Origin of the sequence: Acidisoma sp. (genome assembly GCF_035492295.1) — a bacterium.
GTDB lineage: Bacteria > Pseudomonadota > Alphaproteobacteria > Acetobacterales > Acetobacteraceae > Acidisoma.
In genome coordinates, this window is the sequence record NZ_DATJJK010000021.1 from 1 (window position 1) to 12,192 (window position 12,192).

Consider the following 12,192-nt stretch of genomic DNA (forward strand, 5'->3'; position numbering starts at 1 on the left):
GGTTCCGGCCTTATCGGCCGCGCCTGGTCCATCGTCTTCGCGCGTGCGGGGCATGAGGTGGCACTCTGGGACCCGGTTCCGGCGGCGGTGCCGGCGGCGCGGGATTTCATCGCGGCCCGTCTGCCGGAGCTTGCCGAGGCCGGTCTGTTGCGGGGCGAGACGCCGGAGGCGATCATGGCCCGGCTGCACCCGGCAGAGACGCTGGAACAGGCGCTGGCTGGCGCGGACTACGTGCAGGAGAACGGGCCCGAGCGCATCCCCGACAAGCAGGCGCTGTTCGCCCGCATGGACGCGCTGGCGGGACCCGAGACGATCCTCGCAAGCTCCACCAGCACGATCCGCGCGAGCCTTTTTTCGGAAACACTGCCGGGACGGTCGCGTTGTCTTGTCGCCCATCCCGTCAATCCGCCCTATCTGATCCCGCTCGTGGAACTCGCCCCAGCACCATGGACGGCACCCGACGTCGTCGCCCGCGCCCGCGCTCTGATGCAAGGAGCCGGCATGGTGCCGGCTACGGTGAAGCGCGAGATTGACGGTTTCCTCCTCAACCGTCTGCAGGCGGCGCTGATCGCTGAGGCGATGTTTCTGGTAGAGGAAGGCTATGCCGATCCCGGCGATATCGATGCGACCGTGAAGGACGGTCTCGGTCTCCGCTGGTCCTTCATGGGACCTTTCGAGACGATCGACCTCAACGCACCCGGTGGCCTTGCCGATTACTGTGCGCGTTATGGCGGGCCGTTCCGGGAGATGCTGGCGGCGAGCAAGACGCCCTCGTGGAGCGATACCCTCATCGGGGGGTTGCACGAGGCTCAGCGCGACCGCTTGCCGACGGAAGACCATGCCGGCCGCCAGGCCTGGCGGGATCGGCGCCTGATGGCGCTCCTCGCCCATAAGGCGCGCCAAAGCTAACGCTCGGGGACCGCCAGCCGGTCTCCGGTTCTTCCCCTTGCCAAGCCTGTCATGGTCCTTAAGGTCGCGGCAGCGAGGCCGAACGCAAGCAGAAGACCCGCGCAGGAGACACCGAAGGCGAGACGGGCGGGACTCCTGACGAGATTCGGTCGCACGGATGGAGGATGCACGTGACCGAGGCTGAATTCCGTCGGCCGGCAACCGTGATGGTCACGGGGGCCGGAGGCAATCTTGGCCGCAAGGCCGTGGAGGCCCTGGCGGTCGCGCCGTGGTGCCGCCAGATCATCGGCACGCTTCACGGCGATGAGGCACCGGATTTCTCTGAGACGGCGCGCGCCAAGGTCAATCTCATCCATGCCGATCTCACCCGGCGCGAAAGCGGCTGGGAGGGCGCGATGGCCGATGCTGATGCCGTCCTGCATTGTGCGGCGGCCCGCCCCGTGCCGGAGGCAACCTGGCGGGAGGCCGCCATCTCCTTCGACATGGTGCAGTTTGTGGGTCTTGCCGCGCTGCGCTTCGGTCTGCGGCGGCTCGTCTTCTTCTCCTCGAACCATGTCATGGGCGGCTACAAGGATGCGCCGCTCGCCGAACGCATCGCTCCGGGTGGTCTGACTACCGATCTGCCGCCCGCGCCCGGCACAAAGTGGCGCAATGGTGCAAACTTCACCGATGCCACGCCCTATGCGGCATCAAAGCTGATGGGGGAGCGGGCGGTCGCCGGTTTTGCGCGGGAAGAGGCCAGCCGGCTTACCACGGTCACCATCCGCATCGGCTGGTGCCAGCCAGGGGAGAACCGGCCGGAGGGCATCAATATTTCGGGTTCGCCCGGCCTGGTGGGGGAGGAGCCGAAGGACCCGGAGGATCAGCGCACCTTGCGCTGGTTCCGTTCCATGTGGCTCTCCAATCATGACTTCGCGCGCCTCGTGCGGAACAGCATCGGTGCCGATCCGGCCGGCTGGCCCGGCCCCGCCATCCTGGTCAACGGCATGTCCCGCAACCGCGATATGGGTTGGAGCCTGACCGAGGCCGAAACCTGGCTCGATTACGCGCCGGAGGACGACCTTTACGCGACTGTTCCTTTCCCGGAGGGCTAGAGTCCGAAGCGGGATCTGTTCGGCTGACGCTTCCCTGTTGTTTCGAGGGAAGCGCCAGCCTCACCGTTAGGCGGCGTCGACCAACACCACCTCTGCCTCCTCGACGGCGGTGAAGCTGAGGGTCGTCTCGCCGGTGATGGCGGCGCCGTCTCGCGCCCCGAGCGCCGTGCCGTTGACTGTTACCGAACCGCGGGCGAGCACGAGATAGGCGTGGCGGGTCGGGTTGAGCGTCAATGTCAGCTGCTCGCCGGCCTTCACCGTTGCCCCCAGCACCCGCGCATCGGCGCGGATCGGCAAAGCGTCCTCGTCACCCGCAACACCGCTCGCGAGGGTCACGAACCGGCCAGAGCGGGCGTCCTTCGGGAAAGGCCGTGCGCCCCAGGAAGGCTTGCCGCCGCGCGTCTCAGGCATGATCCAGATCTGGAAGATGCGCGTCGTCTCATCTTCCTCATTCCATTCGGAATGACGGATGCCGCTGCCGGCGGACATCACCTGAACGTCGCCCGCTTCGGTCCGGCCGGCATTGCCAAGGCTGTCCTTGTGGGTAATGGCGCCTTCCCGGACATAGGTGATGATTTCCATGTCCGCGTGCGGGTGCGGCGGAAAGCCCGACTTGGCGGCGATCTCGTCATCGTTCCACACCCGGGTGGCGCCCCAGTTCATGCGCTCCGGGTCGTAGTAATTTGCGAAGGAGAAATGATGCCGGGCATTGAGCCAGCCATGGTTGTCGCCGCCGAGGTCCTTGAAGGGTCTGACATCGATCATGAAAAAATCTCCTGAAGAGAGGAACCTTGTTGTTCCGTCCTTGGGACAGAAAATGGACCTGGACAGGGCTGCGTTAAAGAGAAAAGATGGAAGCTTATCCTTTCCATTTCTTTTGGGTGACCATGGCGCTACCTGATCTCGAGGCCTGGGCGATCTTCGCGAAAGTGGCGGAAACCGGCTCATTCGCCGCCGCAGCCGCCGATCTCGGCATCACCGGGCCCACGGTCTCCAAAGCGGTCGCCCGGCTCGAGGCGCGCTTCGGCGAGCGGCTGATCCACCGCACGTCCCGCCGCTTCGCACTGACCGAGACGGGGCGGGTCCTCGCCGTCCGTGCGGCGCAAATCCTGTCGGACGGCGAGGCGGTAGAGGCCGAGGCCCAGGCCAAATCCGCCCAGCCCCGCGGGCGCCTGAGGCTCGCGGCACCGATGTCCTTCGGGCTGCGCCATGTTGCCCCCGCCGTGCCGGGATTTCTGGCCGCCTACCCCGAGGTCTCGCTCGATCTCCATCTCGAGGACCGGATGATCGATCTCGTGGCGAACGGGATCGACATCGCGCTGCGCATCGCGCGGTTGCCGGATTCCGGCCTCATCGCGCGCAGGCTTTGTCCGGTGCGGCGCCATGTCGTGGGCGCGCCTGCCTATTTCCAGCGCCACGGCCGGCCAATCAAGCCCCGTGATCTGGCAGGCCATCGTTGCTTCGGCTACGCGAATCTCGCCAGCGGAAATGCCTGGCACTTTCACCACGCGAAGGACGGGGAGGAGAGCGTCTACGTCACGCCCCGGCTCAGCGCTAATAATGCCGAAGCCCTGTCAGCCTCCCTCGAGGCGGGCGAAGGGATTGCGCTGCAGCCGGATTTCATCGTCTGGGAAGCGCTCGCGGCCGGCCGCCTCGTCTCCGTGCTCGACGAGTGGGAGAGCCCCGAACTGGCGCTGCACCTCGTCACCCCGGCGGGCGGGCCGAGACCCATGCGCACCCAGGTCATGGTCGATTTCCTCGTCGCACGTTTCGCGTCCGGCGCCGCTCCATGGTCCCTAGCCGCCAGGGACCGCACCGCGAGGGTTTGATTTCGGTCAAGGCATGAGCCCCGGCTTCGGTGCAGCATCTCTCCAACAACCCGGAGAGTGACGATGGTTCAGACGATGAAGGCTGCAGTCGTTCGTGAGTTCGGCAAGCCGCTGGTGATTGAGAACCTGCCGATACCCAGGCCCGGCCGAGGCGAGTTGCTGGTCAAGGTCATGGCCTGCGGCGTCTGCCATACCGACCTACACGCCGCTGAGGGAGACTGGCCGGTCAAGCCTACGCCGCCCTTCATTCCGGGGCATGAAATCGCGGGTGTCGTGGTGGGCATGGGGCCGGATGTCACCGGCTTCCGCGAGGGCGACGCCGTGGGCGTCGCTTGGCTGCACGATGCCTGCCTCGCCTGCGAATATTGCGAGACGGGGCGGGAGACACTCTGCGAGCATCAGCACAATACCGGCTACAGCTGCGACGGCGGCTTCGCCGAATATGCCATCGCCTCCGCCGCCTTCGCCGCCCGCCTGCCTGCGGGCGTCGATTTCGCGGCGGTTTCCCCCATCCTCTGTGCCGGAGTGACCACCTATAAAGGGTTGAAGGAGACCGAGGCGCGGCCCGGCCAATGGGTCGCCATCGCGGGCGTCGGCGGTCTCGGTCATGTCGCCATCCAATATGCCAAGGCAATGGGCATGCATGTTGCCGCCCTCGATGTGACGGATGACAAGCTCGATCTGGCGCGGGCCAGCGGCGCGGACATCGCGATCAATGCCCTGAGCACCACAGCGGCGGCCGAGGTGGTGAAGGCCACCGGCGGCGGCGCGCATGGTGTGCTGGTCACCGCCGTGTCGCGCCCAGCCTTCGCCCAGGCGCTCAGTCTCGTGCGGCGCGGCGGCACGGTTGCCCTCGTCGGCCTGCCGCCCGGTGATTTCCCGACACCGATCTTCGATGTCGTGCTCAAGCGTATCACTGTGCGCGGCTCCATCGTCGGCACCCGCCGGGACCTGGACGAGGCGATTGCCTTCGCGACGGAGGGCAAGGTCCATGCCGAGATCACCCGCGCGCCGCTTTCGGACATCAACGCTATCTTCGACCGCATGAAGGCGGGCAGGATCGACGGCCGCATGGTGCTGGATTTCGCCGGCTGACCTTCCGGCCTTGGCACAGCCGCTGCGTGAGCCCGCTCGCTTGCTTGATTGCACGCGCGCCGGATCCAGATAGAGTTTTCGTACCGTGACGCCCGGCCTCCCGACGGGCGTCGATATCGGCGGCTCTGCGGTCAAGCCGGGTTTGATGACTACGACGGGCGCGGTGCTCGGCCGCCGCGCCCCCCTCCGATCCGAACTACAGTTTTGATCCTTGCGCCATGGCGATCGGCCGGTGACCGGTCTGTGATCCTGCCGGCGCTCGCCAAGCGGCGCCGGCTCGGCTAGGCCTGGGGTCATGCAGGTCGCGCCCGCCCTCCGCCGTCTTTTGACTTTCCCACGCACCCGGTCTCTCTGGCGGCGCATCTATCATCGTGGGCGGCTCGATCTCTGGTTCCCGCAACTGCCGCTGGCGCTCGCCGTGGGTGTCGCCGGTGGCCTCGCTCTGCTGCCGGCCGTCACCCGCTACCTCGACGACTATCTTCACCTGAAATTCGCCGGACTCACCAGTTCGTTGCATCCCCTGGCCATGAGCGTGCCCGAACTCATCCTCAAGGGCGTGCCCAATGCCGCGATCGGTGCGGTGCAGCTGCTGGTCGCGATCGGCCTCATCCTGCGCTCCCGCTTCGCCTGGGTCACGGCGCTGCTGATGACTTTGGCGCAGGTCGCGATCGCCATCGGCTACAATCACCAGGCCTTCTATGCACCCAACGTGCTCTACGTCATGGCGCTCTTTGTGGCGCTCCTTGTTTCAGGCGGGGCCTTCACGCGCTCATCGGTCACCGCCAGCACCCTCTTCGCCTTCGCCGCAACCATGCTGCTGCTGGCTTACGGCGTTCTCGGCTCGCTCTTCCTCGGACAGGGCTTCGCCCCGCCGATCAATGACCTGCAGCAGGCGGTCTACTTCACCGTCGTGACGATGAGCACCGTCGGCTATGGTGACATTCTGCCGAAGACCGACGATGCACGGCTCTTCGTTGTCTCCCTCATCGTGGTGGGGATCACTGTCTTCGTGACCACGCTCTCCGCCCTCGTCGGCCCCATTCTGCAGGGCCGGCTGTCTCATATCCTCGAACCCAGAGGGGCCAAGAAGATGCGCCGCGTGGACCACTACATCATTGCCGGCACAGGGGCGCTCGCCCGCAATACCGCGCGCGAGCTGGTACAGCGCGGCCTCGGACTTGTCGTCATCACCGATGACGAGACAGCGAGGGTCGACGGAGCGGAGATGGAGTTGGGTGACGCGACGGACCTTGACGTGCTGCGCCGGGCCGGCGCCGAGAATGCGCGGGCGGTTCTTGCGCTGTCGGAGGACGATGCCGAGAACGCCTTCGTCATTCTGGCATTGAAGGATCTCGATAGTCCGGCGAAGAAGATCGCGGCGGTGAACGCGCGCAAGAACATGGAGCGCGTACGCCGCGTTCAGCCCGACATGATCATGGCGCCCAACGTCTTCGGTGGCGAGGTGCTGGCCATGGCGCTGACCGAGGAGAAGATCGACGGCGAGAAGCTGATGGAGCGCTACCTGGACGTGCGCGCCGCCGGCAACAGCCCGGCGTAGCGCGACGTCCGAATGGCCTGGAGCGCGGCGGCCCCCGCTATTCGGACGCCCAATCGGAAGCGCCCTACAGCGACCGAGCCTTCGGCAGAAGGGTGCGTAGATAGTCGCGATTCCGCGCACAGACGCTCAGGCCATCGCCGCCATAGTGTTCAACCAGAAATGCACTCTTAAAGCCCGCCTGAATGGCCATTTTCACGGCGATCCGGTAGCTGATCAGGCCGTATTCCAACGGCGCCGGCATTGTCACGACCGCACCTGTCGCCGGATCTTCGTCGCGAAAATAGTTCTTCACGTGCCAATATCTGGCGTAGGGCACTGTCTTTTCGAGCATGATCTGCCATTTCTCGATCGGACGGTGAAGGCGGATCAGATTGCCTAGGTCGAGGTTGAGGCCGACCGCCGGATGGTCGACATCGGTCACGAGCCGCACTGCACTATCTGCAGTTCCCAGATATGTATCCTCATACATTTCCAGAGAGACTTCGATACCCATTTCCGCCGCGTGGCGCCCAAGTTCCCGAATGCAGGACACGGCGTGCCGCCAAACAGCAGGATCATCGGGGTTTGTCACGCCAGGCTTGGTCCAAAACCAGAGGACTTCCTTTTGCGCGGCTGAGAGGGGGCCGAACAAGCCGAAGGACACGGCTTTGGCGCCGATCGCGGCCGCTGTATCGATCAGCCGATGACTATACTCGAGATACTCACTGCCATGTTCGGGATCTATCACGCTCCGACGGGAGGTGGAAATAGCCGGTATTCTGAGGCCGAGTGACGTAACCACACTCATGAATTCATCGAGACGTCGAGGGGCAAGGTCTGCGACACGCAGCCAGGAATCGGTCGGATCGAGATCCGTGAAACCTGCGTCGACAATATCCTCCAGCGTCGCTGCCCACCCTTCAGCTGATTGTTCCTGAACGGACGTTCCATCGGCCAGAACATTGGGATATTGGATCATCGCGGCGGCGATCGGCCAGTTATCCCGCGTCCAGACGTCGTTGTAAGGCGTGACAGGCATATCTACTACTCCACAATTCCGAATTTTGGATCGGATCAAGGCACCTTAGACGCCTGAACCTTCCCATTGACCGCGCAAGAAATCATGCCCCTGTTGATAGACTTCCTCTTCTGAGGGGAAGAAGTCACGCCAGACGCGTGTGGCTGCTGCCACCTGCGGCAGCGCGCGGCCGAATGCCTCTATGACAAACCATCCGTCATAGCGAGCCGAGCGAAGGGCAGATAAGGTCGCAGCCCAAGGAATATGGCCCTTGCCCGGCGTTCCGCGATCATTTTCCGAAAGATGCACATGGCTGATCTGGCCTATGCATGGATCTATGATCCCAACCGGATCCTTCTCCTCAATATTGGCGTGGAAGGTGTCGTAGAGCAGACCATAATTCGGCTCTGCCACCTGCCGCACCAGCTCAGCTGCACTTGATACGGTGTTGATGATGTATGTCTCGAAGCGATTGAGGGGCTCGACCGCGAGGCGCATCTTTTTCCGGCCCGCATAGACAGCGGCTTCCTTGTGGACCCCGGCGACGAAGTCGATCTCGTCGCGGGTGGGTGGCGCGCCGGAAAACACTCCGAGCGGGTGGTAGAAAGGTCCGCACAGAAGCTCTCCGCCGGCGGCTTCGAGACAGTCTGTGGCCCATTTGATGTGATCCAGTCCAGCCTGCCTGGATGCGGCCGTGCTGCTGGCGCAACTCCGTGCCTCGTCCGGGATGACGGCAATGCCTGTGCACTGCAAACCATTGTCCCGCAGTGCCAGGCCGATCTGCCTGTAGTGCTCGGGCGTTCCCTCGAAGAGCGGCAGTTCGACGCCATCATAGCCAACTTTCTTCAGGCGCTCGAACAGGGGAAAGTGATCCTCTGTGACGAACGGTGTCCACAGCAGCATATTGAGGCCGAGCAACATGGCACATTCTCCTCTTCCCGGGACTAGGCTGTACGATCAGCATCCACACTTAGACGCCACCGCAATCATCACATTCACTCTGCCACAGGGGTCTTTTCGCTGTTGCGTGTAGATTACAAAAGAACAGTTAGTGGCTATCAACGAGGCTTAACGTGTTTTGAAGTGACGTGTCGAGATGCTGTCCCATCGCCTCGATTGCCGCTTCCGCGTCATGCGCGCCGAGCGCACGTGCTATCGCGCGATGCTGCACGATCGTGACCTCGCCCCAGCCAGGTTGCGGAATAGACAGATAGCGTCCTCGGTCCATCTGTGCTTTCGAGATGTCAACGGCACGCCAAAGCATGGAAAGGCCGTTGATCTCGGCGATCGCTCGATGAAATTGATCGTCCAGTCGAATAGCCTCGGCATAGCGTTTGCGGTGTATCGCGGTCTGATGAGCGGCGATGATGTCGTCTAGTCGCTTTGTGTCTGCCTTGGTTGTCACCTCAGCCGCGCGGCGACAGCTTTCAAGCTCGAGTGCCTTTCTAATGATATAGGCCTCTTCCAACTCCGATCCGGAGATGTCAGCCACGAAAGTACCGGCTTTCGCGTAGACGTTGATCAATCCTTCGTCGCTGAGCCGTTTGACTGCCTCCCGCACTGGGGTTCGTGAGACGCCGAGTTGGTCTGCGATTTCGACCTCATTGACCGGCTGTCTTGGTCGGAGTTGGCCGATGATCACCAAGGTGCGGATCAGCTGGTAAATCTGGTCCCGCAATGGCAATTTGCGGTCCAGCGTTACCAGCTGCAACTGTAATACCGGCGCTTCGACCAAGGTTCCCTCGTTTGCTTGCGGCATAGTTCGCGGCGTCGCAGCAAATCTGCACTACGACCCACCGAGCTTTCAGTGCCGGGGCGCGCTGCCGTCATTGTTATATCAGCGTGATGGACCAGAACCGGCCAAGTTGACGTTCTTCTCCCAGACGCGGCCATCCACTTAAAGATATTTTAACAAAAAAGGCAAGTAAAACCGTAATTTAGTCCGTTCAGGGCGCCAGTTTTGGGAAGGAATGATATGCAGAAAAATCTCCCGAGACATAGATGGAGCCGCTTGACACGCCCGACTGATATAACAGAAGGTGAGCATGCGCTCAAATCGGCCGGTTTTATAATGGCCGTCAAGCGTGGGGGAGACGGTCTCGTTTCGTGACGGCGACCAGAGCGGCGTCCATTGGGCTGCCGAATTTCTGTATGCGCTGTCGTCCGGGAAACGATCCTCGATACCGTCAGCTGCCGAGAGGCGGCGGATGAGGCAGGGAGGACGAACAGCATGGCGCAGCAGAACAATTATCCCAAGCTGCACAACGCGGCATGGCCGGGCGTGGTAGGCAAAGGGGCGCCTCCGGCCGAGCCGATCATTCCGCTCGATACATTGCTTGAGCTGACCGCTAATGCTGAGGTCGATGGCCAGGAGTTTGACGGCATTGATCTGTGGCTGGCAGATCCACACATTTCGATCGATAGCGACAAGGACCAGGTTAAACGCGCAGTTGAGCATATCGCGCGCTATGGCCTGAAAGTCGGGTCATTTGTGGCGCCCGTTTGGGCCGGTGCCGGTGGCGGCTCCGCGATGGGTTCCGAAGACGATCGCAAGCGCTTTGTGAGCCAAGTGCGGAAAGCGGCGGCAATCGGACAGCAGATGCGCGAATTCGGGATCCGACCCACAGGTGGCATACGCGTCGACTCATCGACGAGTGTGTCGGAGTGGGACAAGGATCCCAAGGGCAACACGCTACTGATTGCCCAGACCTTTCGCGAAGCCGGCAAGGCGGCTCAGGACCACGGCGAATTCATCGTGGCAGAAGGCGAGATCTGCTGGGGAGGCATGCAGTCCTGGCGGGAGAACGTCAACCTCCTCGAAGAAGTCGGCATGCCTGGCGTTGTAGGCTATCAGGCCGACATGGCCCATTCGATGCTCTTCACCCTCGGCTATAACGCGGAGAAGGATCGACTTCTTCCGGAAGATTATGACTGGACTGATCGTTCGGTGCTGGACGTGGCGTACAAAAAAGTTGCCGATGCGCTGCGCCCCTGGACGTTTGATTTCCATGTCGCGCAGAATGACGGCACAGTGTTCGGCTCGGGTGATCATGAAAAGACCGGGCGGCATGTACAGGTGACAGATCCCAATGGGAAGCTCGATATCACCAAACACGCCGGCTATTGGTTGCGCGATGACCGCGGCGAACTGACCAGGCGGATGCGTCACATCTCTTGGGATGGCTGCATGTTTCCCAATTCTGTGATGACCGCTCAGCAGACCTGGAATGACGTTCTGGGCGCCATGCTCAAGGTACGCGAAGCCCACGGCTGGCGCGAGTAACCCGGGATCCAGGCAACACACAAATGGAAAAGAAAAAACTCAACGTTGGCCTTGTCGGCGCTGGATTCATGGGGCGCACCCATAGCAACGCCTTCCGGCAAGTCGGTGAATTCTTCAAGCTCGACTATCAGCCGGTGCTAAAGGCGGTCGCCACGCGCAACGCGCAGAGTGCCGCGGACTTCGCGGTCAACTGGGGCTTTGAGAGTTGGGAAGACGACTGGCGTAAGTTGATCGAGCGCAAGGATATCGACGTCATCGATATCGCAAGCCCGAACGATACGCATGCCGAAATCGCTATCGCCGCCGCACAGGCCGGAAAAATGGTGATGAGCGAGAAGCCGCTGGGTCGCAACGCCGCAGAATCAGAGCAGATGGTTGCGGCGGTGGAAGCGGCCAAGGTGCCCAACATGGTATGGTACAATTACCGGCGGGTGCCGGCCGTCACGCTCGCCAAGCAACTGATTGATGACGGTCGGCTTGGCCGCATCTTCCATTATCGGGCGAAATTCCTGCAGGACTGGACGATATCGGCAGATGTGCCACAGGGGGGGGCAGGGACCTGGCGTCTAGATGCTCAGGTCGCCGGCAGCGGTGTAACCGGCGATTTGCTGGCGCACTGCATCGACACAGCACTTTGGTTCAATGGTTCGATCGACAGCGTGACGGCGGCGACCGAGACCTTCGTCAAGCAGCGGACGCACGCGGTGAGTGGCAAGGTCGAGGATGTCAAGATTGACGACGCTAGCGCCTTCCTCGCCCGCTTTCACAACGGTTCGCTCGCGACCTTTGAGGCGACCCGTTATGCGCGTGGGCACAAGGCGCTTTACACGCTTGAAATCAATGGCGAGCACGCGTCCATTGCCTGGGACCTGCATGACCTGCATCGGCTGTCATTCTTCGATCATGGCGATGAGGGGCAACTACGTGGCTGGCGTTCCATCCACATAACCGATGGCGATCATCCTTATATGCGTCACTGGTGGGTGCCGGGTCTGCAGATCGGCTACGAGCATACCTTCATCCACCAGGCGGCTGATTTCATCCAAGGCCTGAGCAGTGGCCAACCGGCGACACCGACCTTTCGCGACGCGCTGAAGACCGATTATGTCACGGATGCGGTGCTGGCCTCCGCGCGATCGGGCCGTTGGGAGCAGGTCAGGAGCTGAGCGCCATAACGACGGTCGATTGGGCGACCACGCTGCCGATCCGGGTGCAGGGTGTGGCCAAAAGCTTTCTTGCCACGCGCCATTGAGGGCTGATTGGACTTGCCCCGCCAGGGGCAATCGGTCATGTTTGATGAAGTAATAAAGTCGGTGTCAAAAGTGCCGATAGACGAAACGGTACCTCTAAACCTGGTCCTCGCGCTTGCGGAATAATCGCGCCCATACGAGTAAGCGAGATGCCACCGATGCAACGCGGGGGCTTGG

The 12,192-nt window shown here is 62.5% G+C and carries 11 protein-coding genes; 7 read left to right on the plus strand and 4 right to left on the minus strand.

Features of this window, described 5'->3' with window-relative positions; translation table 11 throughout:
- Positions 1–909 (plus strand): 3-hydroxyacyl-CoA dehydrogenase (locus VL752_RS01355; RefSeq protein WP_325351933.1); only part of this gene is annotated, 909 nt, incomplete at its 5' end.
- 170 nt (positions 910–1,079) lie between these two features.
- Positions 1,080–2,003: an NAD-dependent epimerase/dehydratase family protein gene (locus tag VL752_RS01360; protein WP_325351934.1), complete on the plus strand. Its 924-nt coding sequence runs from the start codon at positions 1,080–1,082 to the stop codon at positions 2,001–2,003.
- 66 nt (positions 2,004–2,069) lie between these two features.
- On the opposite strand, the gene VL752_RS01365 is transcribed toward VL752_RS01360, so the two are convergent.
- Positions 2,070–2,768 (minus strand): pirin family protein, encoded by a 699-nt coding sequence (locus VL752_RS01365; protein WP_325351935.1) that lies wholly within the window; start codon positions 2,766–2,768, stop codon positions 2,070–2,072.
- A gap of 86 nt (positions 2,769–2,854) precedes the next feature.
- Between VL752_RS01365 and VL752_RS01370 the strand changes: the two genes are divergently transcribed.
- The 3 genes from VL752_RS01370 (at position 2,855) to kch (ending at position 6,485) form a co-directional block, all read left to right on the plus strand.
- The gene (locus tag VL752_RS01370) at positions 2,855–3,832 is read left to right on the plus strand and encodes a LysR family transcriptional regulator (protein WP_325351936.1); all 978 of its coding nucleotides are present in this window, start codon (positions 2,855–2,857) and stop codon (positions 3,830–3,832) included.
- A 63-nt stretch (positions 3,833–3,895) separates the two neighbouring features.
- Positions 3,896–4,927 carry an alcohol dehydrogenase AdhP gene (gene adhP / locus VL752_RS01375; RefSeq protein WP_325351937.1) on the plus strand — a complete coding sequence of 344 codons (1,032 nt, stop codon included), beginning with the start codon at positions 3,896–3,898 and terminating at the stop codon, positions 4,925–4,927.
- Positions 4,928–5,222: 295 nt separating this feature from the next.
- Entirely contained in the window at positions 5,223–6,485 is a 1,263-nt protein-coding gene (gene kch, locus VL752_RS01380) for a voltage-gated potassium channel protein (RefSeq protein WP_325351938.1), read from the plus strand.
- A gap of 64 nt (positions 6,486–6,549) precedes the next feature.
- Here the strand turns inward: kch and VL752_RS01385 are convergent, their stop codons facing one another.
- The 3 genes from VL752_RS01385 to VL752_RS01395 form a co-directional block, all read right to left on the minus strand.
- Entirely contained in the window at positions 6,550–7,503 is a 954-nt protein-coding gene (locus tag VL752_RS01385) for a sugar phosphate isomerase/epimerase family protein (RefSeq protein WP_325351939.1), read from the minus strand.
- Between the two features lie 45 nt (positions 7,504–7,548).
- Positions 7,549–8,403, minus strand: a complete 855-nt coding sequence (locus tag VL752_RS01390) for a sugar phosphate isomerase/epimerase family protein (protein ID WP_325351940.1) — start codon at positions 8,401–8,403, stop codon at positions 7,549–7,551.
- 127 nt (positions 8,404–8,530) lie between these two features.
- A complete protein-coding gene (locus VL752_RS01395) occupies positions 8,531–9,217 on the minus strand; it encodes a GntR family transcriptional regulator (RefSeq protein ID WP_325351941.1) in 687 nt (228 codons plus the stop codon).
- A 495-nt stretch (positions 9,218–9,712) separates the two neighbouring features.
- On the opposite strand from VL752_RS01395, the gene VL752_RS01400 reads away from it, so the two are divergent.
- Both VL752_RS01400 and VL752_RS01405 read left to right on the plus strand, forming a co-directional pair.
- Positions 9,713–10,765, plus strand: a complete 1,053-nt coding sequence (locus VL752_RS01400; protein WP_325351942.1) for a TIM barrel protein — start codon at positions 9,713–9,715, stop codon at positions 10,763–10,765.
- 23 nt (positions 10,766–10,788) lie between these two features.
- The gene (locus VL752_RS01405; RefSeq protein ID WP_325351943.1) at positions 10,789–11,931 is read left to right on the plus strand and encodes a Gfo/Idh/MocA family protein; all 1,143 of its coding nucleotides are present in this window, start codon (positions 10,789–10,791) and stop codon (positions 11,929–11,931) included.
- The last annotated feature ends 261 nt before the right edge of the window (positions 11,932–12,192 follow it).